This window comes from Halobaculum sp. XH14, from assembly GCF_032116555.1.
Taxonomy (GTDB): domain Archaea; phylum Halobacteriota; class Halobacteria; order Halobacteriales; family Haloferacaceae; genus Halorarum; species Halorarum halobium.
On record NZ_CP134949.1, the window covers coordinates 1704989 to 1729416 of the forward strand.

The window sequence follows — 24428 nt, forward strand, 5'->3', positions numbered from 1 at the left end:
CGAGCACCACCGTCCGAGGGTATATGGCATTTACTGACTCCCGAGTAGTACCCGCTTTCGAAAGCGGGTCACAGGCGGTCGCCGTCGGTGGTCACCGTCCCGCGTCGTCCGCTCGGCCGCCGTCACCTCGATCTAGCGTCACACCGGTCGACCGCGTCGGGCATCGGCAGTCCCACCCGCCCACCGACGTTCCGACGGTACCGTTCCGGTCACATGTACATCCGATCGAGCGGCTGATCCTCCTCGGCTGAGTCCTCCAGCCGTTCCGCGAGGCTCTGGTAGTGCTGGTGAACTTCGTCCGCGAACGCCCGGAGCGGGGCGGTGTCGACGCCGAGCCCGTACACGGCCTCGACGGCCTCCAGCAGCCTGATGGTCGCCTCGACGTCTGGCACCTCCGCGTGGACCGGCGTGACGTACACTGCGACGCCCAGCGAGGAGTCCATTCCGCGAGCCATCAGCGCGGCGTTCGTCCCGTCGAGGAACCCGTTCCCCATCGGCGGCACGTCCGGCGCGTCGGGGCCCGAGAGGTGGTCGTCGACGTAGTCGTCGCTTGCGACGTAGAACGTGCGGTGGTCCTCCGGACCGTGTGCGAACGGGACGCCGGACAGCACCGCGATCTCGTCGACGCCGTCCCGTTCGGTCCACTCCAGGACGGCCCGCGAGAACGGCTCCGCGGACGGCACCGGAACGAACAGTTCGCCGACGAGGACGGTCACGTCGAGCCCCGGCCGGGAGTAGAGCCGCGTCGGGTATCGCGGTCGACCGCCCTCGAACGGCGTGATGGTGGGGAGCCCTTCGGCGCGGATGTGTCCGCTCGATTCGAGTTCCAGGTGGTCGACGAGGTAGTCCACCGCCGTCAGTCCCACGAGCCCGAACCCCGAGAATCCGGCGAGGAGAGTGGTCGACTGGCTCGGATCGCCCTCGACGTGGAACGTGGGACCGGAGTCGGTGTGTGGGTTCGCCATCGCCGGAAGTAGGGCCCTCGCGGAGTTAGTGATACCGGCAACCTGCGATGGCTCGTCGGTTCCTGGGGCCGACCGCCGAGGGCAACGCTTTTTCACCGGGGAGTCCTCGCCGGGCGTATGCAGACCGGGACCTCGTCGCCGACGCCGACACGGACCCCGGTTCCGGGCGACGGTCTCGTCCGGTCGCTGCCCGGTTACTACGCCGACTTTCTCGCGTTCCCCGGTGCCCGCGCCGCCGTCGTCCTCCTGTTCATCGGGCTGGGCGCGCTCGTCTCGCGGTACGCCATCCGCCTCCTCGGCAGGCCGATCGCCCAGCGGTTCGTCAGACAGAGCGTCGCCCAGACCGTCCTCCGGGGGGTCCGGGTCGCCATCGTCCTGCTGTTCGGGTTCACTGGGATCGGCGCGGCGGGCATCGAGATCGGCAACATCGTCCTCTCGGTCACGGTGTTCTCGGCGGTCGTCGGGATCGTGCTCGCGCCGATCGTCGCCTCCATCGTCAACGGCCTGTTCGTGCTGGCGGACCAGCCGTTCGAGATCGGCGACATGGTGGAGTTCGGCGACGGAACCCGCGGGTTCGTGGACGACATCACCCTCCGGTACACGAAGGTGTTCACGCTGGACAACACGTTCGCCGTCGTCCCCAACTCCGTCGTCCGCGAGGACAAGGTGAAGAACTTCTCGGCCGAGGACGAGCGGACGCGACTCACCATCGACGTGACCGTCAGCTACGAGTCCGACGTCGGTCAGGCGCGTCGGCTCATCGAGCGCGCGGCGGCGGACTGTGAGGACGTCATCGAGGGCGGTCCCGACATCCGCATCGGCACGGCCCGCTACCCGGCGAGTCCGACCTGTTACATCGACAGGTTCGGCGACCACGGCGTCCACCTCAAGCTCCGGTACTGGGTGCGCCGACCGTACAAACTGCTGGCGCTCCGGTCGCTCGTCCAGACCGCCGTCTGGGACCAGTTGGCCGACGACGACGTGGACGTGACCATCCCGTACCCGCACCAGCACCACGTCTTCGACGAGACGAGCGGGACGGCCGACGTCCACGTCGAGCGCCACCGCCCGCCCCGCGAACGCGACCCGCGGCGGTCGGCGGACGGTTCGGACGGGAACTGACCGTCGCCGGACGGCTCCGGGACGACTGCGTGAGCAGCCTCGTCGTCGGGCGAGGCTCGACCCGCCCGCGTTCGGATCGGTTACTCCTCGAGTTCGAACGCCACCTCGACCTCGGACTGGTACTCACGGCCCTCCACGGACGCCACCTCCACGCCGAGCTCCTCGACCGTGATCCAGTGGACGTTGTCGAGCGTCTCCTCGGCCCTCTCGATCGCGTCGTCGGTCGCGTCGTCGAAACTCTCGGTACTCCGGCCGATCAGGGTGATCTTCTTGAACACCATCCCACACCCTCGTTCGTCCGCGGCGGGCAAAAAGCGGGCGGCGGTTCGCCCCGGCGCCAGACGATCAGTCGACGGTGTTGGCTCGGGGCCGGCGTGTCAGGTCCCGGAGCGCCGACGGTCGAGCCGTTCGGTGAGCGCCCCCGTGACGTCGGTGAGGTGGGCGGTTCCCCAGACCGCCACGACGACGCCGCCGAGGGTGTCGAACACGAGATCGAGCAACGTGTCCTCCAGCCCGTACTGCGTGAGGATCGAGGTCGTCCCCATCGCCGCGGCCGACTCGCCGATGGCGAACTCGATGACCTCCCAGAACACGCCGAAGGCCAGCACGAACAGCAGGATGAACACGAACATGAACCGGGGAGGCAGGTAGACGGCGTCGCTGTGCTCGTCGATCGCCCTCGTGACGGTGTAGCCCGTGGCCGCGACGACCGACGAGGAGAGCGCGTGCGTGAGGTGGTCCCACCACCAGACGTTCCGGTAGAGGTTCCCCTCCGCGCCCACGCCGGGAACGCCGACGGTGCCGATCGCGTGGAGGAACACGGCCGAGGTGATCCACAGCGTCAGGCCCGCGTCCATCGGCAGGTCGTACTCGCGCTCCATCACCGCCGGGAGGTAGGAGACGGCGAGGGCGACGCTCGCGTTCACCATGATGCCGGTGTTGCCCCGCTCCAACCCGACGAACAGCAGCCCGACGAGGACGAACTGCATCAGCCGCGAGGCGAGCCGCTGGTTCCGCTCGGAGATGCGGAGCCGGTCACGAACGTTCACGAGTCGGGCACCTCCACGGGAACGCGGATCTCCGCCCGGGAACGCCGTCTGAAGTAGAACTCGAACAGCAGCCCCGCGATCACCCCCGCGAGCGTCGCCGCGACGAAATCGAGCATGAGCGCGTGCTCCACCACGGCCTCCGGCCGACCGCCGAGCAGGAACTCGCTCCCGAGGAAGAGGTCGGACACGTACCGGAGCACCGCCCAGATTCCCGCGGCGGCCATCGTCGTGATGGTGACGAAAAAGACCGCGAACGTGTGGCTCATCCGGACCGGGGTGAACACGTCCATCTCGACGGCCACGATGAGCGCGACCGACGCGACGGCGAGGTAGGTGATCACGCGGCCGGTGAACGTGATTCCGGCGACAGTCTGGCCGGCCACGAACACCCGACCGACGGCCGGGAGGCCGGCGAACAGCACCACTTCCCAGGGGAGCATCGCGGTCGCGTCGCGGAACGCGGTCGGCGGGACGAGTGCGACGACGACGACGAGCAGGACGAACACCCCCCAGACCGCCTGCCCGGCGAACAGTTCGCCCAGCGCGACGGCCGAGATGAGGAGCAGGACGGACCAGCCGATCGCCGCGTTGAGTCGGCGGTCCTCGACGACGTTCCGGAGCCCGCTCGCTTCCATGGCCGGTACGTTGACACGGTGGTGTCAAAACGCTTCTGTCGGTCGACCGTCGCCGTCTTTCGATTCCTCACGACCGGACCGAACGACCGTGACCGGCCGATCCGATCAGCCGATCGTGACGAGATACACCACGGCGTACGCCAGCGCGGCCACCGTGATCGCCGTGAGCCCCGTGTAGACGGCTCGCTCGGGCCCAGGTCGCGAAAACTCGCGCGCCCGGAACCGGACCCGCGGGGCGATCCCCACCAATCCGACCGCGAGGACGCTGAAGACGAACGGATACGAGAGGTCGAGCGTCGGCGCGGGGATGAGGAACGCGAGCCCCGCGTACGCCGCGCCGGTCGCCGCCTTCGGGTCGATCCGGGGCACGCGCGGCCCCTCCCGCAACCGGATCCACACGAGCAGCGCAGCCCAGACCGTCGCCAGTTCGATGCCGAACGCGGCCAGCAGGTGCAGCGTCGGATCGGGGTGGAGCGTCACCGTCTCCAGCGGAAGGTCGGAGATCGGGTAGAACAGCGCCGGCGGCTCCCCCGTGAAGAAGTCACCGAACGGGTGGCTGACGAGTCCGACGAGCGCGAGCACGAACGTCGCTCCGGGGCCGAGGGTCGTCCGCGAGGCGACGACCGTCGCCAGCACGAGACACGCGGCTGCGAACGCGAACGTGACCGTGGCCGCGAGAGCACCCGTGAGAATCGTCGCGGCCGCGACCAGCACGGCGGCCAGGGCGACCGCGAGCAGCCGCGCGAGCGGCCGCCCGTCGACCCACGCGGCCGCGGCGAGGGCCGCGATGGGGGCGACGACCAGCGAGTGGGTGACCGCCCTGTGGACGACGTTTCCGGTCTCCCAGAACGTCGACGCGAGAGCCAGCGGGCCCGCGTCGAGTGCACCCGACCCGAGCGCCCCGCCGAGCCCGACGAGCGCGTAGCCGATGTCGACGTCGGGGACGGCGGCGAACGCGGCGGCCACCGCCCCGTAGGCGAGCGCCCGCCGCGGGTCCGTTACCCGGCCGGCCAGGCCGGCGACGAGGGCGAACGCGAACAGGGCGTGGCCGACGAACATGCGCCGGCGTTCGTGGCGCGGGAAGATAAGCCTCGTGCCCGCCGCGTCGCGTGGTTACACGGGACACCGTCCCACGGTCCCGGTCACCGTGTCGCCGTCCGGTCACGTCGTCCCGGCTCGGTCGTCCAGTTTCGTCCACTTCTTCTCGATCTCGGCGTTCCCGCGAACGACCGTGTCGTCCGCGACGGCGAGGCGCGTCTTGCGGAGTTCGATCGACCGGACCTCCCCGACGGTCCCGCCGATGTCGACGCGGTCACCCGGGTTGAAGTCCGGGTCCCGCAGGAGGTAGATGCCCGCCACGGCGTCGGCGATCATGTTCGAGGTGGCGTACGAGACGCCCAGCGCGAAGAAGCCGGCGGCGGTTCCGAGCGACTGTGCGATGCCCTCCAGGCCGACGACCGAGAGGAACGAGAGGCCGACCCCGAACCAGAGGAACACGGCGACGACGGTCGCGAGGAACTGTCGATACACCGGCGAATCGCCCGGAACCGACCGGCGGAGCAGCGCACGAACCGCGCTCATGACGAGTTTGACGGCGACGAATGCGACGGCGAGAAACAGCAGGCCCGCGAGAATCCGGGGGAGGGCGTTCTCGATCGACCGGAGCAACTCGACCAGCGCGACACGGACGACGCCCGAGACCGATTGCAGGAGCATGTCGGGGCGTGCTCACGGTCGACACTTAAACACCGACGAGCGTGAGCCGACGGGACCGTCCGCCGCTCACTCGTGGGCCGCGTCCCACTCCTCGGGTTTCCGGATGTTGCCACACTCGTTGCACTCGATGCGCCCCATCGCGTCCATCGCGTTGTTGACCGTCTCGCAGTTCCCGCAGAAGTAGCCCCAGCGCGTCTCGCCGTCCGGGTCGGCGTAGACGTGGAAGAACGGTGCCTCCGCGCCGCGCTCGCCGGCCGCGCGGTCGACGTACAGTTCGCCGGCCGGCGTCTCGACGACCTCCAGATTCATGCCAGTCGGTTCCGCGCCGTCGCGGAAAACCGTTCCGGGCCGGCACGGATGCTCCCGGGCCGTTTCGGACGCCGCCGGACCGGCTCCCGCGGCTCGGACGCTGCTGGACCTGCTCAGACGCTGCCGGCGGCGCGCCGCACGCCGGAGACGAACCGGCGGAGTTCGGCGTGTTTCACCAGGGCGAACCCGGCGAGGATGCAGGCGAAGCCGACGAACGTCCGCGGTCCGACGACCTCCCCCAGGACGGCCCAGGAGACGGCGGCGGCGACGAGCGGTTCGACGTAGCCGACGAGGTTCAGTTCGGTCGGCCCGACGGCCGCGAGCAGGTGGAAGTAGACGAGGAACGCCACCGCCCCCGCGAGGACGGTGAGATAGAGGAACGCGGCGATCGATCTCGGCGTCCAGACGACGGCCTCGAGCGACTCCCCACGGACGCCCGCCCAGACGTGAAGCAGTCCAGCGCCGCCGAGCATCGCCCAGCCCTGGGTGGTCCGGAGCGGGAGCGTCCCGGATTCGGGCGCGAGCACGGTGCCGAGCGCGAACGCCACCGCGCCGGCGAGCACGAGCAGCACGCCCGTCGCGCTCGTCCCGACGAACCCGGCGGGTCCGATTCCCGCGACGACGGCGACGCCGAGGAACCCCAGGAGGACGCCCCCCGTGCGCGCCCCGTCGAGGCCCTCCCCGCCGCGGAGCGCGGCCGCGAACCCGGCGGTCAGCACGGGCGTCAGCCCGATGAGGACGGCCGCGACCGCCCCGCTGACGTGCTCGATGCCGAGAAAGAGGAACCCGTGGTAGGCCGCGAAGACGAAGACGGCCGTCACCGCGACGGGGAGCCACTCCCTGCCGCGCGGTCGCCAGCGATCGACCGTCGCCGCCGAGTACGCCAGGACGAGCAGTCCAGCGACGTCGTAGCGGAGCGCCGCGAACGACAGCGGCGGGAAGTAGTCCAGTCCGACCTCGATCCAGACGAACGAGCCGCCCCAGAGGGCCGCGAGGACGGCGAACAGCGCCGCCGGATGGACGGCGCGAGGGTCGAAGTTCATACGAAAATCGAACGAGCTAGCTGTAGTTAAACTTGTCTACAATAGATTAGGGTATTGCTGTAGAGCATGCTCTCATATCGGATTTCTTCACGATTATTCTCTCAGTATGTCGTCCGCCTCGGCGCCCGTCACGGTGCCCGGAGCCGGAGGCTATTTGCCGTCGGCCCCGAGTCACTGCCCACGCGAATGGACGAGCGCGACGTCACCATCCTGAAGGCCATCGCGGACCTGGAGACTGGAAGCCCCGAGCGGCTGCACGAGGAAACCGGGATTCCGGTCTCAACGATCCACTACCGGCTGAACAAGCTCAGGGAGTCGGGCGTCATCGAGAACGACCTGTACGACGTGGACCTCGAGGCCGCCGGCCTCGGCGTGACCGTCGTGCTCGAGGTGCTGACCGACTACTCGGGCACCCACCACGAGGTCGGCGAGAAGCTGGCCGACATCGAGGGGGTGACGCAGGTGTACTTCACGATGGGCGAGACGGACTTCATGGTCATCGCCCACCTCTCGGGCAGGGAGATGGTCGAGCGGCTCATCACCGACTTCGAGCGGCTCGACGAGGTCGACCGGACGAACTCCACGTTCGTCGTCTCGACGGTCGCGGACACGAACTCGGCCCTGCAGAGCTACGGCCTGGAGACGCTCGTGGCGGAACTCGCCGACGAGTGAGCACCGGTCAAAAGTTCGAACCGAGGCGGCAGTCGGGCTACGTCCGGAACGACTCGCCGCAGCCGCACTCGCTCTCGATGTTCGGGTTCTCGACGTGGAAGCCGGCCGCTTGCAACCCGCTCTCGTAGTCCAGTTTCGAGCCGCCGACGTAGTTCAGCGACGAGGGGTCGATGAACACGCGAAGCCCGTGCTGTTCGGTCACGCGGTCGTCCTCCTCCGGCTCGGTGTCGAACCGCATCCCGTACGAGAGGCCGGCACAGCCGCCCTGCTGGACGAACAGGCGGAGCCCGCCCACGTCGGTGTCCATCCCCTCGCTCTCGAGCAGCGAGACGGCCTCGGCCGCCGCGTCGGGCGTCACCGTCACCGGCGCGGCCGCGGCATCCCCCTCGGACGCGTCAGTACTCATACGTCGTCCTCGTTCACGGACGGGGTTAACTGTGACGCCGCACCCGCGGGCCCCGACGGGCGGTCGATCCGCTCGTCCCCGCGCTGGGTTCGCACGACCCTGCGTTCGGGTCGCTCGGCCTACCGGTCGATCCGCTCGTCCACGCTCGCGGCGTGACCCTCCAGTCCCTCCGCGGTCGCCAGCGTCGTCACCGCGTCCGCGATCTCCGCGAGGCCGTCCTCCGATAGCCGCTGGACCGTGGACGACCGGAGGAACGTGTCGACCGAGAGGCCGCCGTGTGCCCTCGCTCCCCCGTTGGTGGGCAGCACGTGGTTCGTTCCGGACGCGTAATCGCCCGCGGCGACCGGCGTGAACGGGCCGAGAAACGCCGACCCGACGTTCGTGACCCGGTCCAGCAGCGCCTCGTCGTCGTCGGCCTGGATCGAGAGGTGCTCGGGCGCGTACTCCTCCGTGAACAGCACGGCCTCCGACATCGACCGCGCGACCAGAACGCCCGAGGCGTCGTTGCCGAGCGCGGTTGCGATGGTGTCGGACCGCTCGCGCGAGCCGAACTGTTCGTCGATCGACTCCGCGACAGCCTCCCCAACGGACTCGTCGTCAGTCACCGCGACGACGCTCGCGTCCGAGTCGTGTTCGGCCTGTGCGAGCAGGTCCGCGGCGACGAACTCGGGGTCGGCGGTCTCGTCGGCCAGCACCAGCACCTCGGAGGGACCGGCGACGAAGTCGATCTCGACGTCGCCCCGGACCTCGGCTTTCGCCGCGCTGACCCACTTGTTCCCCGGGCCGACGACCTTCCGGACGGGGTTGACCGTCTCGGTGCCGTACGCGAGCGCGGCGATCCCCTGTGCCCCGCCGACCGAGTACACCGCGTCCGCGCCGGCCTCGTGGACCGCCGCGAGCGTGACCGGGTTCAACTCCTCGGCCGGCGGCGTGGCGACGGCGACGTGATCGACGCCCGCGACCTTCGCGGGGACGATTCCCATGATGGCAGAGGAGGGGTACGCCGCGGCTCCGCCGGGGACGTAGACGCCGACCCTGTCGAGCGGTCGGAACCGACGGCCCAGCTCCCGACCGTCCGCGAACTCGCGGGTCCAGTCCTCGGGCACCTGCGCCTCGTGGAACTCGCGGACGTTCGAGAGCGCGGTCTCGATCGCTGCCATCGTCCCGTCGTCGACCGATTCCGCGGCACGCTCGGCCTCGTCGGTCACGTCGATGTTGGCGACTTCGACGCCGTCGAACTCGCGGGAGAACTCCCGGAGCGCGACGTCGCCCTCCCGGCGAACGCGGTCGACGATGTCGGCCACGTCGCCGCGAACGCCGGCGACGCCGGCGTCGCGCTCGAAGAACGCCCGGCGCTCCTCGGGCGAGAGATCCGCGACGGGGCGCGGTTCGACTGCTGGTGTCATGTCGTCGGCTCCGGCCCGGCCGGGAAAAGTCGTTCCGGTCGCGGGGACGGCTCGCGTGTGTTGGGCACGTCAGGCCCTGACGTCGCTCTCGACGACCTCCTCGCCGCCGTCGTCGGGCACGCTATCGTCGCCGTCGTCGGGCACGCTATCGTCGCCGTCGTCGGCCACGCTATCGTCGCCGTCGTCGGCCACGTCCTCGCCGGCCGCGCCGTCCTCGTCCACGTCGCGCCAGTAGAACCTCGGCCCGAGCGTCATGTACCCGAGCGCCAGGAACAGCAGGGCGAACGCGAACACGTCGCCGGGTCTGCCCCACAGGAGGATAGCGCCGGCCTGGACCCCGCCCATCACGAGCGCGTCGCGCCAGTGGAGATCAGGGTACTGGATCGGCGTCACCATCAGAACCGAGAGAACGGCACCAAGCCCGAGCAGGAGCGTCGGCGAGCCCATCCCCGCGAGCGTGCCGGCCGCGACGATGGTCGCCGCGAGCGTCGTCTGCACGCCGTGGGTCGTCTTCTCGCCCTCATCCTCGACGGTGTAGACGCCGAGTCGGACGACCGCCATGGCGACGTACAGCGCGGGGACGAGCGTCGAGGCGACGAACAGCGCGGGCGACCCCGCCCAGGTCCACTCGCCGGTGGCGACGACCGCGACGAGGAACGCCGGTGCGACGCCGAACGACGCCACGTCCGCGAGCGAGTCGAGGTGTGGGCCGACGGCAGTGCCGCCGTACTTCCTGGCGAGCACGCCGTCGAGGCCGTCGGCGACCGCGGCGAGGAGGATGAGTCGGGCGGCGACTGCCGGGTCGAACGTGGCCGCGAGCGCGGCCAGCGGCCCGAGCGCGGCGTTGCCGACGGTGACGACGTCGGCCGCGCCGAGCCGCGAGAGGAACCGGGGCCGCTTCGACATGGTCCCACGGTCGAACAGGCCGGATTTACGTCTTTACATCCCGCGACGCTCGTCGGCGATCGACGCGAACGAGCCGACGGCGACTCCCGACACGGATCCGAACCGGGGGCCATAAAGTCTCGCGCCACCGAGGTTCCGACCATGCGACGACGACGGTTCCTCGCGGCGGCCGGGTCGACCGCGGCGCTCTCCACGGCCGGCTGTCTCGGGCTCTCGGCCGGCGCGGACGACTGGGACGTGGGGATGACCGCCGAGGCGTTCCGCCCCTCCGAGTTCACGACGACCGTCGGCGAGGAGGTCGTCTGGGAGAACACCTCCTCGCGGGCCCACACGGTGACGGCCTACGAGGACACGCTCCCCGACGGCGCGGCGTTCTTCGCCACCGGCGACTTCGAGTCCGAGTCGGCCGCTCGCGACGCGTGGGACGGCAGCCAGGGAGCCATCACGAGCGGCCAGCGGTTCTCGCACACGTTCGAGGTCGCGGGCGAGTACTCCTACTTCTGCGTTCCCCACGAGAAGGCGGGGATGGTCGGGACGGTCGTCGTCGAGGAGTAGCGTCTCACCGGACCGACCGGGGACGGGATCGAGTGACCGCATCGCTCCGGAGCCGAGCAACCCGTGAAAAGCTGGATCGCGTTCGTCGGTTCGAAGTCGCCTACTCCTCGTCGGCGTCGACGGCGACGTCCTCGTCGTCGACGTCGACCGCGGCCTCCTCCTCGGCGGCGACCTCCTCGGGTCGCGCCTCGAGCGAGAGCTTCTGGACCTCGACGCGGCGCAGCGGGTAGATCGTCTTCGCCTCGCCGTAGATGGCCGACGAGAGCCGGCCCTCGACGACGGAGTCGACGAGCTGTTCGAACGTCCGGTCCTGCGCGGCCTCCTCGACGATGTCGGTCATCACCGAGCGGATGGCGTGCTCCTGCGAGCGGTCGGCCTTCTTCGTCGTCAGCGCGACCGGCTGGAGTCGAACGCGGTAGTCGTCGGTCGTGCGGACCGTGCGGACCGCGTCGACCTTCGACGCGCCGCGGCGGACGAGCGAGCGCAGGTAGTCGCGCGCGAGCTCGTGCTCGATGAACTCGGTGTAGGCCGAGTCCGAGCCGACGTCCGTGATCTTGAACGTCAGCTTCGTGTTGTTCTGGCTCTGGTCGTCGGTCAGGTCGCCGAGGGTCGTCTCGACGGTCCGGCCGATCACCTGGTTCGGTTCCTCGGCGATGGTCTCGCCGAGCTCCGCCCTGTCGAACTGCTCGGGCGCGAGCACGGTGTACCACCGCTTGCCCTGTCGCTGTCGTGAGACTGATCGTTCACTCATGGGTGTCTGTTGTGTCGTGTGTCGTCGTGTCGTTCGCGTTCGTGTCGTTCTCGTCGTCGGTCGCGTCGTGGTCGTCCGCGCGTGCGTCGGTCGCCGTCGTCGCGTCCGTCGCCGGGTCGTCGGTCCGCGCGTCCGCGACCACCGCGTCCGCGACGGTCACGTTCACGAGGTAGTCGTCCGCGGAGGCGTGGAGGCCGCCGGTCGTCTCCCGCTCGATGCGCGTCCGGACGACGTCGCCGTCCGACGCGGTGTGCATCTGCGGGGTGTTGTCCGGCGCGAGCGCGTCCGCGACCGTCGCGGCGGCCACCGCGTCGGCGTGCCGCGTCTCGAACGTCGCGGTGCGCGACTCCTCCGTCATACCGTCCCCCTGAACGCCTCGATGAACTCCTCGCTCTCCACGTCGTCCGCGTCGAACCGGACGTCGCCCAGGTCCGCGTCGCCACAGACCGAGCCGTCCTCGGTCGGCGTCGCCGCGGTTTCCGCGACCGTGACGTCCGCGAGGGCCGCGCCCAGCGCGGCGGTGACGTCCACGTCGCCGGTCCCGGCCGCTGCCGCGGCGTCGTCAGTGACGACGAGCGCCACCGGCTCGGGCGACCGGAAGTCGCCGGCGAGCCTCGCGGCGGTCGAGAGCGCCGATGCCGACTCCGAGTCGGCGTCGGCCCGGAGGACGAAGACGCCGTCGTGGCGGCTCGTCTCCGGCCCGTCGAGGACGCCGTGGGCGGCGGTCGCGTGCGACCGCCAGGCGTCGAGCGCCGCCTCCCGGGCGACGTCGTTGCCGAGCGCGAGCGCGACCCCCAGTCCAGGAGCCTCGCGCGCCGTCGCCGAGAGGACGTCCGCGTACCCGCCGAGGGTCGCGAACGGCCCGTTCGGCGTCGCGTGCGGCTGAAGCGCGTGCCCGACCGACTCGGCCGCCCGCTCCGGGGCGTCGGCCGTCGCGTCGAGCGCGACGACGGAGGCGAGTTCCCGCCGGGCGTCCTCGTCCGGCTCCGCGGGGTAGTCGAGCTCCCCGAGGAGCGCCCGCGCCGCCTCCTCGTCGCCCGAGACGGGCGAGCGGAGCAGCGTCGAGTGTGCGAGCCCGTCGCTCGCGTCCGCGGTCGGGACGGCCACGCCGGGTCGCCGTTCGACGGCACCGAGCCGGTCGGCGGCGTCGAGCAGCGAGCCGCTGCCGGCCGCTCCGGGCGTCGTCCCGGCCGCGATGACGCCGGCGAGCCCGACGACCGGCTCGGGGTCGGGGCCGAGTTCCGCGACGACCTCGGCTGCCGCGACCGACACCGGCCGGTCGCCGGTCGGGATCGACGTCTCGTTCGCGGCGGTCCACCCGAGCGCGAACGGCGTGCCGTCGCCCTCGGGTACCGCGTCGAGCCGGGTCGTCCGGACCTGGAACGGCACGTTTGCGGCCCGAAGCGCCCGGGCCAGCAGGCCCGCCGCGGCGAGCGCGTCGCCGGTCGGGCGGGCGTAGAGGCGGACGAAGTCGGCCTCGCGCAGCGCCGTCGCTACTGCGTCCGGGGCGGGCGAGTCGGCTGCGCGTGCGGTCGACATCTGGAAGTCCTACTCGAGGAGCCGCCGTGCGGCCTCGTAGCTGTACGTGAAGTCCTCGTCGAGTTCGTCGCCGCGGTAGTAGTCCACCAGCCGGCGGATCTTCGACTCCGTGTTCTGGAGCGCGCGCTTGTTCTGTGCGTCCTGCGCGTTCTCCGCCATGTGATCGCGGAGGCGGATCGCGCGTTCGAAGAGGTTCCGGAGGTCCTCGGGGAGTTCGGGCGCCGCGTCGTTCTCCTCGAGGATCTCGGTGACCTTCTTGCCGGTCGCGAGTTTCACGTCGGGAACGGGCGTGCCCTTCACGCCCTCGTCGCGGAGCTTCAGGCCGATCTGGCTGGGGTCGTGCCCCTGCTCCGCGAGTTCGACGACGCGTTCCTCGACGTCCTCGGCGTCGACGTCGCTCCACTCCGGGGGTTCGTCTGCCACCGGGTGGTCCGAACCGGACGAACCGCGGCGGCGGGTGTGCATTCGTGCCATGTGTTCTGGTTGGAACGCACCACCGCAGAAGCGAGCCACCGCCGGCGTTCCACGCGTCGACGCGCGCCGCGTGGCGTCGCGTCGAGACGGCTGGCCGGCGGGGGCACCTCCGCAATCTCAAAGCCCGCGTGGGCAGGTCAGATTTGCGGCCGTGCTGTTCCCAACGTGAGGTGACTCCGGAACGGGTTAAACCGTTTCGGGTTGGGCTGGCCGGCGGCTCGGGGTCGTCCCCGCCCGGGTGGACGTCCCGAACGGTGCCGGGTCCCGATCCGTGGGCGTGCGCCGTCGGTCACGCGGAGTCCGGGGTCGAATCCCGCCAGCACGGTTTTGCTCGGGGGACCGAAAAATGCGGTCATGGCCACGACGCGACCGGTGGGGGTGCTTCGTGGGCGTCGACCCGGAGTCGCGTGGGCGGCGACGCTCGCTCTCGTCGCCGCCGCGTTCCGGCTCCTCTCGATCGGCGAACCGGACTGGGCGGCGTTCGTCGTGGTCGTGGTCGGGGTCGCGCTCCTCCCGCCGGTCATCGAACGCGATCCGAAGACGACGATGCCCGGGGAGCTCCTGGCGCTCGTCACGATTCCGGTCGTCCTGCGGGCGGTCGGCGTCGTGAGCGCGGCTTCGCCGTTCCTGGTCACGGCCGGGCTCGCGCTGCTGGTCGCCATCGCCCTCGGCGCGTACACGTCGCTCGCGCTGACCGCGCGGTTCGCCGTGGTCCTCGTCGTCGTCACCACGATGGCGTTCACGGCCGTCTGGGTCGTCGGAACCTGGGTGAGCGACGCGCTCCTCGGCACCGAGTTCGTCGCCGGACAGACCGAGTTGATGTGGGACGTCGCGGCCGCGACCGGGGCCGGCGTGCTCGCCGGCGTCGCGTTCGAACTGTACTTCCGGTTCTCGATCGACGCCGAGGGCTCGGGCGAGTCGGGCGCTTCCAGGGACGGTTCGGCGGGGTTTGACGACGACGCGCGACGGCGGGAGCGGACCGACCGCCGGGTGAACCTGCCGGGCGACGAGCGCCAGCAGCGCTTGGCGGTCAACGCAATGCGCGGCGTGCTGGCGTTCATCGCGGTCGTCGGACTCGTCCGGCTGAACGTTGGGCTGTTGCTCAACGGTGCGATCACGCTCGCGGTCACGTTCGTCCCCGCGTTCCTGCGACGCGAGTACCGATACCCGATGGACGTGGGGCTGACGATGTGGGTGACGGCGGCCGTCCTCCTCCACGCCGTCGGCGTGCTCGGCCCGTACCGGGAGTTCGCCTGGTACCACTCGGTGGCCCACGCGCTGTCGGCGACGCTGATCGCCGGCGTCGGGTACGCGCTCGCGCGTGCCGTGGAACTACACAGCGACGGCGTCGACTTTGAGGCTGGGTTCCGCGACGCCTTCGTCGTCCTGTTCGTCCTCGCCGCGGGCGTGGCCTGGGAACTTCTGGAGTTCGCGAGCGGCGGGGTCGCGTCGGTCATCGGCGGACGAGCCGCGCTGGTCCAGTACGGGACGAGCGACGTCGTGAACGACCTCGTGTTCAACGCCGTCGGCGGCGTGGTGATCGCGGCGCTCACCACCGGGCGCTTCGAGGCCATCGCGCGGTCGCTGGCGGACCGCGTCGGCGTCCTCACGGGGGAGCAGTAGCCGGGCGGACTTTCGGCAGCCGTTCGGGCGACCCGGCCGTCACTCGTTCGCGGACGGCGCCCCGAACCGAGGGATTTATGCCCGGACCTCGGCAAGTCGGAGGTGTGAGGGCTCGTAGATCAGTGGTAGATCACTCCCTTGGCATGGGAGAGGCCCCGGGTTCAAATCCCGGCGAGTCCACTCGGAATACAGTTCGTGTATAGTTACGAACGCGCAGCGACGAGTCCCATGACTCGATGGACGAGGACACTGTTCAAACGGGAGTTCACCTCGCCCGTCCTCCTTCAATAGTTTCCCTCACACCGCCGGTTTCGCCATCGATGGCCACCCCCACGGCGGCTCCGGCGGCTCGGCCTCCGATACCTGTGCCTCGACGAACCCGACCCTGACGACCACGTCCCTGCCCAGCTCCCTCGTCAGTTCGTCGTCCCAGCGCTGGGCGAGATCAGGCGGCGCGTCCCGCTCGCGGGGAAGTCCCACGAGCACGTTCACCTCGGGTTCGTCCCCAAGCACCATGTCGGCCGGATCGTACTCGACGGTCACCCGGACCAGTTCGACGCCCTCGACGTCGGCCTCCTCGAAGTCCGCTTCGAGGATGGACTGGGTCTGCTGTTCCAGCGACTGGCTCTGGAACGTCGTCCAGGTGACCGCGACCAGGACGAGCGACAGCACCGCGATGCCGACGGCGATGACCACGACGCGCGAGTACACCGACGCCCGCACTCCCTCGTACGTCCCGACGTCGAGGGGCTTGAACCCCGAGAGGTAGAAGAGGACGAGCGCCGAGAGGTTGATGGCCAGCAGGTTCACGACCACCAGGATGGCCGCGGCGATGGCGACGCCCGGGAGCCCCAACGTGACTCCGAGCCCGGAGATCGCGGCCGGCGGCACCAGCGCGACGGCGATGGCGACGCCGACGAGCGTCGAGCCGGAGCCGCGCATGATGCTCAGCGCACCCGCGAGCCCCGACCCGAGCGCGAGGAACAGCGACAACACGTTCGGGCTCGTGCGTTCCGCGACCTGCGGGATCGTCCGGATGTCGAGTCCCGGCGCGATCAGCACGGTCTGCTGGAGCACCCAGCCGAGCGCGGCGGCGGTCGCGATGGCCGCGAGGAGCCCGAGGACCTGGAGGGTGACGCCACGTGACGCCATCTCCGGTTCGTCCAGGATGGTGCCGACGCTCGCGGAGATGGCCGGCCCCATCAGCGGTGCCACGACCATCGCGCCGATGATCGTCGCCGCCGAATCGAGCAGGAGTCCGGTCGTGGCGATGACGGTGCTCAACACGAGGAACGCGAAGAACGTGGAGTTGGCCGGCGCGAGGTCCTGGGCGCGGGCGTACAGCTCCTCGCGCGAGATCCGCAGCCCCGGAAACCGTTCCTCCAGGGCCGAAAGCCGCTGTGAAACGACGGTCTCGGTCGCCATGACGATGGTGTAGGAGTCCTCCCTGATGCCGGCGGCGAACAGTTGCTCCATCACCGGCTCCACGCCGCTCGGCGGGACCGGGAACTGGACCATCGCCTCGAAGTCGCCGCGCCCGACCTGCTCGAACACCGCGTAGTCGATCCCCTGTCCGTCGAGCGCGTCGAGAACCGCTCCGCGAGTCCCGCTCGGAACCAGGACCTGAACGAGTCGCATGTGGTGATCGTGGGGCCGGTTATGCCAGTCGTTGGGGTCGGTCGTGTCAGTCGTCGTGCAGTCGCTTGCCGGCGGGGGTGAACCCCGTCCAGGACGTCGGTCGTCTCCGAACCTAGCCCGCGACCTCCTCGGCAGCGAACGCGTCCCGGAGCCGGGTCTCGTCTTCGGGCGAGAGGTTCGTCTCGATCAGTTCGAACTCCACACCCTCCAGTTCCCCCTCGATGCGCTCGAGCTGGGCGTCCCGAGCGAGGAGGAACAGCGCCGACTCGCCCGGCTCGACCGCGTCGGCCACCTCCTCGATGAACTCGTCGTCGATGCCGATGTCCGAGAACTTGCCCGAGAGCGCGCCGGTCACGGTCCCGATCGCCATCCCGAGCCACGGCATCCAGAAGATCATTCCGATGAGTAGCCCCCAGAATGAGCCGCCCAGCGCCCCCGCTCCGACGAGGCTGTGTGCCTGCTTGATCTTGACGTGGCCGTTCTCCTTGCGGACCGCGACGGCCGCGTCCTCCAGCGTGATGAGTTCACGCTTCTGAAAGTCGTACATCCGCTCTCTCATCTCTTCTGCCCCGTTCTGATCGTCGAACGCGAGCACCACGAGGGAACTCATACGCCCGACCCGACGACGTCCGGGCGCTTTGTTAGTAACGCACAAGACGCGGTAACGACGCCGAAAGGCGTCCACGGTCGGAACCTACTTTCGCGGTAAGCGATTGATACGGCGGGTACCGTGCCGACTGAGGGAAGAAAGGGTGGCTTTCGCGGTCCGTGAACGGATCGAATTTCGCCGGGTCGAAGCAGCAAAAACGGACCGGGGTCGTTCGGCGATCAGACGGCACCGGGGCCGGCGTTGGCGACGTCCCGCTCGACGCCGATCGCCTTCCGGCCGACCAGCGCCACCGAGATGAGCGAGAACCCGCTCGACAGCAGGCCGACGCCGACCAGGAGGCCGACCGCCCAGAGCGCGGTGCTGGGGAACCCGACCCAGAGCAGCACGGCGAGCAGCAGCGAGATCACGCCGCTACCGGCCACCCAGGCCCACCGGGACTCCGGCCGCATCCGGAGCCCCATGACGATCTCGACGACGCCGTCGACCGCGAAGTACGCGACGAGCAGCAGCGTCAGCGTGGCAAGCCCCAGCACCGGGTTCACCAGCAAGGAGACGCCGGCCAGGCCGTAGACGATGCCCAGCACGACCTGCCAGAGCGATCCGCTCCATCCCCTGGCCGAGAACGCGTTGACGAGGTGGACGAGGCCGCCGACGATCAGGATCGCCCCGAGCAGCAGCGAGAGCGTCACGCCGGTCACGAACGGCGTGAAGATCGCTAGCACACCTAGCGCGGCGAGGACGATGCCCCCGCCCAGCAGGTACCGCCAGTTGTCTTGCAGTTCCATCGGAACGCCCGTCGCTTTGGAAGTGGTTTCTGAACTCATGATTGTGAGGATAACTCCGCCTTCTAGGACGACTCAGACGGGGATAATCGTTGTTTACCGATGCTGACGGGTTCGTACGCGCATCGTGACGGAGCCGCCGGAACGCCACCCACCCGAGCGGTCGGAACCACGATCCCCGCGAGCGGAATCCGGGCCGAACGACTTCAGGGCCCGCCGACGTCTCTCCGCTCCAGTTCTTTGCTCCCGAACCGGTCCGCATCCGCGACGGTCGTCCTCGCATTGCACGCGGGCCCAGAACGCTCTTGGCCCCCACCGACGAGAGCCACCTACGTGCAGATCGCAATCCTCACCGTCGGCGAGGAACTCCTCGCCGGCGAGACCGAGAACACGAACGCCTCCTGGCTCGCCCGCGAACTCGCCGAGCGCGGCGCGACCGTGGCCCGCATCCTCGTCGTTCCCGACGATCCGGACACGATCGCCGAGCGCGTCCGGGACTGGTCGGCGACGTTCGACGCGGTCCTCGTCACGGGAGGGCTCGGCGGCACCCACGACGACGTGACGGTCGAGGGCGTCGCCGGCGCGCTCGACCGCGAGGTCGTCGTCGACCCGGCGGCACTCGACGCCGTGACCGAGTCGGCGCGCGCGTTCGCCGAGGCGAACCCCGACGTCGTCGACGAGTACGACCTCGAGATCGACCTGGAGGCGTGGGCGGAACTGCCGGCGGGGGCGCGGGTGCTCGACAATCCCGCGGGGCTGGCACCCGGCTGTTCGGTCGGGAACGTCTACGTGCTGCCCGGCGTCCCCGACGAGATGCGGGCGACGTTCGCGGGCGTCGCGGGCGAGTTCGACGGCGACGTCGTCTCCGAGACGGTGTACACCGACGCGCCGGAGGGGTCGATGGTGTCCACGCTCGGTGACCTGCGGGACCGGTTCGACGTCGTCGTGGGGAGCTACCCGGCGCCTCGCGGGGAGTCGAACCGGGTGAAAGTGAGCGGAACGGACAGGGAGGTCGTCCGGCGCGCGACCGCCTGGCTCCGGGACCGGATCGCGGTCGCCGACCCGGACGAGCGTAACCGCCGGGATGCCGATCGGTGACCGGCCGGGCCCAGCCTTATCGAAGTCCCAGCGACCCACGTGATCCACTCGTTGTCCGCCGGTTCGTCCATCCGGCCGGCGGCGATCGTGAGGGCGGGAACGGCGTGCGATTATCCGAACTGAGTATCGCGGCGGCACACATAACACGGAGAGGCACCGAGCGCGCACGATGATGGGGGACGCTCGGGACTCGGAGGGGAAGCGAGCCGTCTCCAACACCGTCGCGGTCGTCCTGCTCATGGGGATGATCGTGACGACCGGCGCCCTGGTGCTGTTTGTCGGCTCCTCGGTCGTCACCGACTATCAGGCCGATGCACGCGTGACGGCGACGGTCGACTCGTTCCGGGAAGTCGACGCCCGGATCAGCCAGGTCACGTTCGGCAACGACGAGATCCAGTCCGTCGAGTTCGCGGACAGGGAGGGGAGCAGCGTCTCGATCAGGGAGGGCTCGTACGTCAACATCACCGTCGACGAGAACCCGAACTGTCGCGTTCACGCGGAGATGGGCTCGATCGTGCGGGACTTCGACGACGACGGCGAGGTGGCATACGAGGGCGGGGGCGTCTGGCGCGAGACGGGCGGGACGACCTCGATGATCTCGCCGCCGGACTTCCAGTACCGCAACGGGACGATCGAGTTCCCGATCGTCAACGTCGGCGACAGCGGGGCCGGACGGATCGACCGGTTGGTCGTCGACAAGGACGTGGACGCCTCCCGCGAGGCGAACCGGAACATCTCCCGGATGCTGTCCGAACCGGCGTGTCGTGACCCCGAGAACGTCACGGTCACCGTCGCCAGCGAGTACTACGACGCCTGGGGCCAGTTCCTCGGGGAGACCACCGGGTCGAACGTGACCTACGACGACGCCGAGGGGAGCGCCTCGCTCACGCTCAGGGAGTTCGGCAGTTCCGTCACCGTCAACGACGACGCCATCTCGGCGTCCGACTTCGAGGCCGAGATCGAGGTGCTCTCGACGGGCGTCTCGGGCGGGTCCTCGAACATCGACAACGCCCCCACGACGTTCTTCATCAATCGCAGCGGCGAGATACTCACCCCGTGGACCGACGGCGACCCGACCGACTCGATCGACCCCGACCAGGACGACCTCGGCCCGCCCACCGCGAACCTGCCGGTGGCGACGACCATCTCGGACGACGAATCGACCTCGTTCGCCGTCGCGGCACAGTACTGGAACTGTCACGACTACGACGACACCGGCATCGACCGCACGGTCGACGGGACCACCTACGACGAGTACGGCTGCGATAACGCGGGCGGGCTCGTTCTGGAGGCCTCGCTCAACCAGAACCGCGAGAACCTCATCGCGCTGACCGACGGGCAGGTCGTGCCGGGCAACCCGGCGGGATACGAGTACCAGGCGTCCCTGAAGGACATCCTCCAGGGGAAGATCGACGACGACGGCCGCCTCCAGCTTCAGCCCAACCAGGTAGTCTACGTGTACGAGCTGACCGACGACCCCGCGGACGCGGACTGTGACGACGACGGCGTCCCCGGCTACGATGCCGACGGCGACGGCACCATCGACGACCCCGACGACGGCGAGGGATCGAGCTGTAGCGACTTCAACGATGCCGTCGTGCTCGTCACGCTGGAGGAGAACGACGGCATCTCGGCGGGCAACTTCGCCATCCACGTCTCGTTCAACCAGGTCGTGATCTCCGAGGAGTGAGGCGGTCGCGGTCGGTCGACGCGGGGCCGACCCTCGGGAGCGGACACGATCCCGCCGGGACGACCGACGCTCACGTCGAGAAGCCGACGTCGAGGACGAGCAGCCTGACGAAGACGCGGTCGGCGGTGCAGGTGTAGGTCGACCCGCTCTTCGTCCACCCGTTCCCCGTCAGGTACTCGCCCCACTCGTCGGCGTAGGGCGAGGAAGTCACCGCGAGTTCGACCGCGGTGGCGTTTGCCGCGCGCTGGTACGTGCCGCCGGTCGCGGTCGGAAACAGCAGGGAACTGTCCGACTCCGCCGAACTCACGACCACCGAGCCGTCGAACCCGACGGCCGTCACGTTGCCCGCCGGCGCGACCGCGATCAGCGAGACGACGGCACGATCCGGGTCACAAATCACGGACGGTTCGTGTGTCATCACGGCTCCGTCCTCGCGTCCCCGGAACACGGCCCCGCTCTGGTACTCGATCCGGCTGTCGTCGACGCCGATCCGGACCGAGCCGGTCGTGACCGTCGTCGCCGGCGGGTCCGGCCCGTCCGCGACCGCGACGTCGACCTCGAACGTGCTCCCCCCGGCGACGGCGATCTCCCCGCCGTTCAGGCGGATCTCGTTCGCGCGGTTCTCGCCGTCGCTCCGGCCGATCTGCTCGAACGTCACGGCGAGCGCCTCCATCGCGTCCTGTGCGCTGTTGACCTCCGCGTGTCCGGAGATATCCAGCAGCGCTCCCGAGCCGGCGGCGTACACCGTCCCGACCGAGAGCAGGATGACCGAGAACGTCAGGACGAACCCGACCGCCTCGCTCACCCCGCGGTCCGTCCCGCTGCCGTCGACGGGGCGCGACTTCGATCTCACGAGGACCCACCTCCTTCGATCGTCAACTGGCCGTCGAAGACGACCCGAACCGCCCCGCCGGACGCGCTTCCCGGCCCGACCGGCACGTCGCTGTCGAAGGGGATCGTCACCTCGACGGTCGGCTCGACGCTCCGAAGCGTCAGGCAGCCGTCCGCGTCGCCCGGACACGATGGGTCGGCTGCGAGGCTCACGGCGTAGCCGCTGCCGGCGACCTGCTCGACGTGGTTCGTCTCGAACGAGACGCGCACGTTCGACCCGGCGGCGGCGATCTGTTCTGCCCTGACGAGTTCCTCGACGAGCCGCTCGCCGATCGTTTCGAGCTGTCGATCGATCGAGTTCCCGCGCTGGTCCTCGACGAGCTGGCCGCCCGCGATGAGGATCCCCGAGATCAGCACCGTGGTGATCGCCGCCGTCAGCACGGTGGTGAGCGCGGACGTTGCGGCTCGATCCGTTCCGCCGAGCGGCCGGGTGGCGTCACCGGTCATGGTACCTCCCGTCCGACGACGACGACGCTGTCGACGTGCCACTCGTCGTTCCGGTGGTCCGCCTCGTTGCGAACCAGCCTGAGCGCGAAGTCGTCGTGGAACGCGTCCGGGTCGGTGATCGTCGCCGACACCGTGAACTCCTCGCCCTGCGAGTAGGAGTCGAACTCCCTGATCGCCTCCCAGGCGCCGCCGTCGTCGCGGTACTGGACGTAGAAGTACTCGCCGTCGTACTCCTCCGGGTGGTCGCTCCCGCCGCCGGCTTTCACCCACGCCTCGACGGTCACCTCGTCGTACGCGCTCGTGTCGTAACTGGCGGCGGTCCGGAGTCCGGACGCGTCGCCGTCGTCGCCGGCGATCGTCGCTGCCGCGCCCTGGTCGCTGTAGACTGACTGGGTGAACGTGTCGACTGACCCGATCTCCTGCCACGCGCCGAGGCCGCCCTCGAACCCGTCGTCGAGGAGCGTCGTGACCGTCGGCCCGTCGGCCGGCGCCAGCGGTTCCACGTCGTCGATCGTCGTCCGCACCGAGACGTCGGGCGTCTCGTACACGAGATCGACGGAGGCGGCGACGATCACCGTCTCGAGGGACGGCGAGTCGCTCCCGTCGGGGGAGAGGTTCCCGGTGGGAACGGAGCCGTTCACCGCGATCCGGTAGGTTCCCTGCGCGTGCTGTCCACCGTCGAAGGTCAGGGTGTAGGGACCCGAGACCCCGTCCGCGAACGCGTAGCTGCACCCGCCGCCGACGACGCCGGTTTCGTTGAGCGTCACCGGTATCGAGCCGACGGTGCAGGTCGACGCGCCGCCGTCGTCGGTCGTCGTCTCGACCACCACGTCGCCGCCGGCGTCCCGATACACCGCCAGCTCCCACCAGTCGTCGGTCGTCGTCGAACTGGCGTTGAGCTCGAACCGATCGGAGGCGTCGACCTGGTCGACGGTCATCCCGAACGACGTGACGTTCGTCGCGTTCGCGGCGTCGACGAGTGACCAGCCGGCGTCGCCGTCGACCGACCGGAAGTCCTCCGGAGCGTCCTGCACGATCAGTTGGTCGGTGTCGGAGTCGGTTTCGTTCAGGGACACCTGGATGTAGGCCGGTTTGCCGTCGGCGACGACCTCCTGGAGCCGCCTGTTGTACGTCGTCAGGTTCCCCCGGAGTTCGGCCGTCCCCACCGAGCCGTCGGTTCCCAGCACGCCCATCAGCCGCGCGGTGTCCTGACGGACGGCCTCGATGTAGCCCTCCGCGTCGTGGCTCGCGGCGATGGTACCGCGGTCCGGGACGCTCTCGGTGTAGATGGTGGCGTTGAACAGGACTGCTACCCCGAGCAGGGCGATGGCGACCGCGACCGCGCCGACCAGCAGGAGTTGGCCACGATCCTGCCGTGTTCGTGGCCCGCCGTCCTCCTCCGGGCCCGGTTCGGTCCCCGTTTTCCACGACCTCCGCGTCGGTTCGTCCGTCGACGTGCGGCCGCCGTCGGTCACCAGACGACCACCCTGATTCGGAGCACGTTGTAGATCGGCCCGTCGGGGTCGACGTCGGGCGCGTAGAAGTTCGACGCCGGGTCGCCGAGCTGGTACGCCTCCGGCCCGGTGAGCCGCATCCGGTCGTAGACGGTGATGACGAACGACGCCTCCACGGCGTTGCTGGTGGGGTAGCCGCGCCGGACGAGCACCTGCTGGTCCGTCTCCGCCGGATCGCTGCCCGTCCGGTACTCCACGAACAAGTTGTACGTGAACCCGCGCTGGGTGAACGTCTGGTTCAACATCGCGCCGAACACGCTCGGGGCCGACCGGGCGTCAGGCGGCGGGTTCGGACCGTAGCCGAACCGGTTGCTGACGTTGTACCCGACGTAGGGGTCCGCGAACAGGCCGCTGCTGGCGTTCCAGTACAGCGCCGTCGAGGTGAGCGAGCCGTTCGTCCGGGCGGCCGCGAGCGCGTCGTTCGCCTGGACGCGGAGCTGTGCGCGGGTGTCGGCGTCGACGGTCCCCGGGGTGGTGGGCGTCAGCGCGACCGACTGCACCGACAGCAGGAGCGCGAGCACGACCAGGATCGCCGCCGCCATCCCCTCGAGCGTGTACACCTGTCCGCGGTCGGTCCCGTCACTCAT

General features: G+C 69.8%; 27 protein-coding genes, 1 tRNA gene and 1 pseudogene. 7 read left to right on the forward strand and 22 right to left on the reverse strand.

Annotation, left to right across the window (positions count from 1 at the left end; all coding sequences use genetic code 11):
* Nucleotides 1-209: 209 nt before the first annotated feature.
* Nucleotides 210-965, reverse strand: a complete 756-nt coding sequence (locus RJT50_RS08745; RefSeq protein ID WP_313690822.1) for a proteasome assembly chaperone family protein — start codon at nt 963-965, stop codon at nt 210-212.
* Between the two features lie 117 nt (nt 966-1082).
* Between RJT50_RS08745 and RJT50_RS08750 the strand changes: the two genes are divergently transcribed.
* Nucleotides 1083-2087 carry a mechanosensitive ion channel family protein gene (locus tag RJT50_RS08750; protein ID WP_313690823.1) on the forward strand — a complete coding sequence of 335 codons (1005 nt, stop codon included), beginning with the start codon at nt 1083-1085 and terminating at the stop codon, nt 2085-2087.
* Nucleotides 2088-2167: 80 nt separating this feature from the next.
* Here RJT50_RS08750 and RJT50_RS08755 read toward each other — a convergent pair whose 3' ends face one another.
* The 7 genes from RJT50_RS08755 to RJT50_RS08785 form a co-directional block, all read right to left on the reverse strand.
* Nucleotides 2168-2368 (reverse strand): dodecin, encoded by a 201-nt coding sequence (locus RJT50_RS08755; protein WP_313690824.1) that lies wholly within the window; start codon nt 2366-2368, stop codon nt 2168-2170.
* Between the two features lie 96 nt (nt 2369-2464).
* Nucleotides 2465-3136, reverse strand: coding sequence for a DUF2238 domain-containing protein (locus RJT50_RS08760; RefSeq protein WP_313690825.1), 672 nt, complete (start codon nt 3134-3136; stop codon nt 2465-2467).
* On the reverse strand, nt 3133-3771 hold the full coding sequence (locus RJT50_RS08765; RefSeq protein WP_313690826.1) for a hypothetical protein: 639 nt from the start codon (nt 3769-3771) through the stop codon (nt 3133-3135). The genes RJT50_RS08760 and RJT50_RS08765 overlap by 4 nt, the downstream gene beginning before the upstream one ends.
* 105 nt (nt 3772-3876) lie before the next feature.
* Nucleotides 3877-4830 carry a metal-dependent hydrolase gene (locus tag RJT50_RS08770; protein WP_313690828.1) on the reverse strand — a complete coding sequence of 318 codons (954 nt, stop codon included), beginning with the start codon at nt 4828-4830 and terminating at the stop codon, nt 3877-3879.
* A 102-nt stretch (nt 4831-4932) separates the two neighbouring features.
* Nucleotides 4933-5487: a mechanosensitive ion channel domain-containing protein gene (locus RJT50_RS08775; protein ID WP_313690829.1), complete on the reverse strand. Its 555-nt coding sequence runs from the start codon at nt 5485-5487 to the stop codon at nt 4933-4935.
* A 66-nt stretch (nt 5488-5553) separates the two neighbouring features.
* Complete coding sequence (locus RJT50_RS08780; RefSeq protein ID WP_313690831.1) at nt 5554-5796, reverse strand: DUF5816 domain-containing protein; 243 nt, start codon at nt 5794-5796, stop codon at nt 5554-5556.
* A gap of 113 nt (nt 5797-5909) precedes the next feature.
* Nucleotides 5910-6839 carry a DMT family transporter gene (locus RJT50_RS08785; protein WP_313690832.1) on the reverse strand — a complete coding sequence of 310 codons (930 nt, stop codon included), beginning with the start codon at nt 6837-6839 and terminating at the stop codon, nt 5910-5912.
* Between the two features lie 186 nt (nt 6840-7025).
* Between RJT50_RS08785 and RJT50_RS08790 the strand changes: the two genes are divergently transcribed.
* Nucleotides 7026-7511, forward strand: coding sequence for an Lrp/AsnC family transcriptional regulator (locus RJT50_RS08790; RefSeq protein WP_313690833.1), 486 nt, complete (start codon nt 7026-7028; stop codon nt 7509-7511).
* 37 nt (nt 7512-7548) lie between these two features.
* On the opposite strand, the gene RJT50_RS08795 is transcribed toward RJT50_RS08790, so the two are convergent.
* The 3 genes and pseudogenes from RJT50_RS08795 to RJT50_RS08805 all read right to left on the reverse strand — a co-directional run.
* Nucleotides 7549-7917, reverse strand: a complete 369-nt coding sequence (locus tag RJT50_RS08795; RefSeq protein WP_313690834.1) for a HesB/IscA family protein — start codon at nt 7915-7917, stop codon at nt 7549-7551.
* Nucleotides 7918-8036: 119 nt separating this feature from the next.
* Nucleotides 8037-9323 (reverse strand): histidinol dehydrogenase, encoded by a 1287-nt coding sequence (hisD, locus tag RJT50_RS08800; RefSeq protein ID WP_313690835.1) that lies wholly within the window; start codon nt 9321-9323, stop codon nt 8037-8039.
* Between the two features lie 222 nt (nt 9324-9545).
* Nucleotides 9546-10229 (reverse strand): annotated as a pseudogene (locus RJT50_RS08805) (protein sorting system archaetidylserine synthase); the annotation flags it as partial.
* 141 nt (nt 10230-10370) lie between these two features.
* On the opposite strand from RJT50_RS08805, the gene RJT50_RS08810 reads away from it, so the two are divergent.
* Complete coding sequence (locus RJT50_RS08810) at nt 10371-10784, forward strand: cupredoxin domain-containing protein (RefSeq protein WP_313690838.1); 414 nt, start codon at nt 10371-10373, stop codon at nt 10782-10784.
* A gap of 100 nt (nt 10785-10884) precedes the next feature.
* Here RJT50_RS08810 and RJT50_RS08815 read toward each other — a convergent pair whose 3' ends face one another.
* From RJT50_RS08815 to RJT50_RS08830, 4 genes are read right to left on the reverse strand one after another with little or no spacing between them, the layout of a single operon-like run.
* Nucleotides 10885-11535, reverse strand: coding sequence for a 30S ribosomal protein S3ae (locus RJT50_RS08815; RefSeq protein WP_313690840.1), 651 nt, complete (start codon nt 11533-11535; stop codon nt 10885-10887).
* Entirely contained in the window at nt 11528-11893 is a 366-nt protein-coding gene (locus tag RJT50_RS08820; protein ID WP_313690842.1) for a KEOPS complex subunit Pcc1, read from the reverse strand. Before RJT50_RS08820 ends, RJT50_RS08815 begins: the two co-directional genes overlap by 8 nt.
* On the reverse strand, nt 11890-13074 hold the full coding sequence (locus tag RJT50_RS08825; protein ID WP_313690843.1) for an exonuclease RecJ: 1185 nt from the start codon (nt 13072-13074) through the stop codon (nt 11890-11892). The genes RJT50_RS08820 and RJT50_RS08825 overlap by 4 nt, the downstream gene beginning before the upstream one ends.
* 9 nt (nt 13075-13083) lie before the next feature.
* Entirely contained in the window at nt 13084-13548 is a 465-nt protein-coding gene (locus RJT50_RS08830) for a 30S ribosomal protein S15 (RefSeq protein ID WP_313690844.1), read from the reverse strand.
* A 354-nt stretch (nt 13549-13902) separates the two neighbouring features.
* Between RJT50_RS08830 and RJT50_RS08835 the strand changes: the two genes are divergently transcribed.
* A complete protein-coding gene (locus RJT50_RS08835) occupies nt 13903-15171 on the forward strand; it encodes a DUF2238 domain-containing protein (RefSeq protein WP_313690845.1) in 1269 nt (422 codons plus the stop codon).
* A gap of 108 nt (nt 15172-15279) precedes the next feature.
* Nucleotides 15280-15351, forward strand: a tRNA-Ala gene (locus RJT50_RS08840).
* Nucleotides 15352-15468: 117 nt separating this feature from the next.
* Here RJT50_RS08840 and RJT50_RS08845 read toward each other — a convergent pair.
* From RJT50_RS08845 to RJT50_RS08855, 3 genes are all read right to left on the reverse strand, one after another.
* A complete protein-coding gene (locus tag RJT50_RS08845) occupies nt 15469-16809 on the reverse strand; it encodes a TIGR00341 family protein (protein ID WP_313690846.1) in 1341 nt (446 codons plus the stop codon).
* Between the two features lie 112 nt (nt 16810-16921).
* Nucleotides 16922-17419, reverse strand: a complete 498-nt coding sequence (locus tag RJT50_RS08850; RefSeq protein WP_313690848.1) for a DUF1269 domain-containing protein — start codon at nt 17417-17419, stop codon at nt 16922-16924.
* 218 nt (nt 17420-17637) lie between these two features.
* Nucleotides 17638-18204 (reverse strand): HdeD family acid-resistance protein, encoded by a 567-nt coding sequence (locus RJT50_RS08855; RefSeq protein ID WP_313690850.1) that lies wholly within the window; start codon nt 18202-18204, stop codon nt 17638-17640.
* Between the two features lie 330 nt (nt 18205-18534).
* Between RJT50_RS08855 and RJT50_RS08860 the strand changes: the two genes are divergently transcribed.
* The gene (locus RJT50_RS08860) at nt 18535-19299 is read left to right on the forward strand and encodes a competence/damage-inducible protein A (protein ID WP_313690851.1); all 765 of its coding nucleotides are present in this window, start codon (nt 18535-18537) and stop codon (nt 19297-19299) included.
* Nucleotides 19300-19468: 169 nt separating this feature from the next.
* Nucleotides 19469-20989, forward strand: a complete 1521-nt coding sequence (locus tag RJT50_RS08865) for a DUF7289 family protein (protein ID WP_313690853.1) — start codon at nt 19469-19471, stop codon at nt 20987-20989.
* Nucleotides 20990-21059: 70 nt separating this feature from the next.
* Here the strand turns inward: RJT50_RS08865 and RJT50_RS08870 are convergent, their stop codons facing one another.
* Genes RJT50_RS08870 through RJT50_RS08885 form a run of 4 tightly spaced genes read right to left on the reverse strand, consistent with a single transcriptional unit; the run spans nt 21060 to nt 24428 of the window.
* The gene (locus RJT50_RS08870; protein WP_313690854.1) at nt 21060-21842 is read right to left on the reverse strand and encodes a DUF7289 family protein; all 783 of its coding nucleotides are present in this window, start codon (nt 21840-21842) and stop codon (nt 21060-21062) included.
* On the reverse strand, nt 21839-22327 hold the full coding sequence (locus RJT50_RS08875) for a DUF7266 family protein (RefSeq protein WP_313690855.1): 489 nt from the start codon (nt 22325-22327) through the stop codon (nt 21839-21841). The genes RJT50_RS08870 and RJT50_RS08875 overlap by 4 nt, the downstream gene beginning before the upstream one ends.
* Nucleotides 22324-23802 (reverse strand): DUF7261 family protein, encoded by a 1479-nt coding sequence (locus RJT50_RS08880; protein WP_313690856.1) that lies wholly within the window; start codon nt 23800-23802, stop codon nt 22324-22326. The genes RJT50_RS08875 and RJT50_RS08880 overlap by 4 nt, the downstream gene beginning before the upstream one ends.
* Nucleotides 23799-24428, reverse strand: coding sequence for a DUF7288 family protein (locus RJT50_RS08885; protein WP_313690857.1), 630 nt, complete (start codon nt 24426-24428; stop codon nt 23799-23801). The genes RJT50_RS08880 and RJT50_RS08885 overlap by 4 nt, the downstream gene beginning before the upstream one ends.

What these genes read in the sequence shown, in the direction of transcription:
- RJT50_RS08745 (WP_313690822.1), bottom strand. Translation starts at nt 965, where the DNA reads ATGGCGAACCCACACACCGACTCCGGTCCCACGTTCCACGTCGAGGGC.
- RJT50_RS08750 (WP_313690823.1), top strand. Translation starts at nt 1,083, where the DNA reads ATGCAGACCGGGACCTCGTCGCCGACGCCGACACGGACCCCGGTTCCG.
- RJT50_RS08755 (WP_313690824.1), bottom strand. Translation starts at nt 2,368, where the DNA reads ATGGTGTTCAAGAAGATCACCCTGATCGGCCGGAGTACCGAGAGTTTC.
- RJT50_RS08765 (WP_313690826.1), bottom strand. Translation starts at nt 3,771, where the DNA reads ATGGAAGCGAGCGGGCTCCGGAACGTCGTCGAGGACCGCCGACTCAAC.
- RJT50_RS08770 (WP_313690828.1), bottom strand. Translation starts at nt 4,830, where the DNA reads ATGTTCGTCGGCCACGCCCTGTTCGCGTTCGCCCTCGTCGCCGGCCTG.
- RJT50_RS08775 (WP_313690829.1), bottom strand. Translation starts at nt 5,487, where the DNA reads ATGCTCCTGCAATCGGTCTCGGGCGTCGTCCGTGTCGCGCTGGTCGAG.
- RJT50_RS08780 (WP_313690831.1), bottom strand. Translation starts at nt 5,796, where the DNA reads ATGAATCTGGAGGTCGTCGAGACGCCGGCCGGCGAACTGTACGTCGAC.
- RJT50_RS08785 (WP_313690832.1), bottom strand. Translation starts at nt 6,839, where the DNA reads ATGAACTTCGACCCTCGCGCCGTCCATCCGGCGGCGCTGTTCGCCGTC.
- RJT50_RS08790 (WP_313690833.1), top strand. Translation starts at nt 7,026, where the DNA reads ATGGACGAGCGCGACGTCACCATCCTGAAGGCCATCGCGGACCTGGAG.
- RJT50_RS08795 (WP_313690834.1), bottom strand. Translation starts at nt 7,917, where the DNA reads ATGAGTACTGACGCGTCCGAGGGGGATGCCGCGGCCGCGCCGGTGACG.
- hisD (WP_313690835.1), bottom strand. Translation starts at nt 9,323, where the DNA reads ATGACACCAGCAGTCGAACCGCGCCCCGTCGCGGATCTCTCGCCCGAG.
- RJT50_RS08810 (WP_313690838.1), top strand. Translation starts at nt 10,371, where the DNA reads ATGCGACGACGACGGTTCCTCGCGGCGGCCGGGTCGACCGCGGCGCTC.
- RJT50_RS08815 (WP_313690840.1), bottom strand. Translation starts at nt 11,535, where the DNA reads ATGAGTGAACGATCAGTCTCACGACAGCGACAGGGCAAGCGGTGGTAC.
- RJT50_RS08820 (WP_313690842.1), bottom strand. Translation starts at nt 11,893, where the DNA reads ATGACGGAGGAGTCGCGCACCGCGACGTTCGAGACGCGGCACGCCGAC.
- RJT50_RS08825 (WP_313690843.1), bottom strand. Translation starts at nt 13,074, where the DNA reads ATGTCGACCGCACGCGCAGCCGACTCGCCCGCCCCGGACGCAGTAGCG.
- RJT50_RS08830 (WP_313690844.1), bottom strand. Translation starts at nt 13,548, where the DNA reads ATGGCACGAATGCACACCCGCCGCCGCGGTTCGTCCGGTTCGGACCAC.
- RJT50_RS08835 (WP_313690845.1), top strand. Translation starts at nt 13,903, where the DNA reads ATGGCCACGACGCGACCGGTGGGGGTGCTTCGTGGGCGTCGACCCGGA.
- RJT50_RS08845 (WP_313690846.1), bottom strand. Translation starts at nt 16,809, where the DNA reads ATGCGACTCGTTCAGGTCCTGGTTCCGAGCGGGACTCGCGGAGCGGTT.
- RJT50_RS08850 (WP_313690848.1), bottom strand. Translation starts at nt 17,419, where the DNA reads ATGAGTTCCCTCGTGGTGCTCGCGTTCGACGATCAGAACGGGGCAGAA.
- RJT50_RS08855 (WP_313690850.1), bottom strand. Translation starts at nt 18,204, where the DNA reads ATGGAACTGCAAGACAACTGGCGGTACCTGCTGGGCGGGGGCATCGTC.
- RJT50_RS08865 (WP_313690853.1), top strand. Translation starts at nt 19,469, where the DNA reads ATGATGGGGGACGCTCGGGACTCGGAGGGGAAGCGAGCCGTCTCCAAC.
- RJT50_RS08875 (WP_313690855.1), bottom strand. Translation starts at nt 22,327, where the DNA reads ATGACCGGTGACGCCACCCGGCCGCTCGGCGGAACGGATCGAGCCGCA.
- RJT50_RS08885 (WP_313690857.1), bottom strand. Translation starts at nt 24,428, where the DNA reads ATGAGTGACGGGACCGACCGCGGACAGGTGTACACGCTCGAGGGGATG.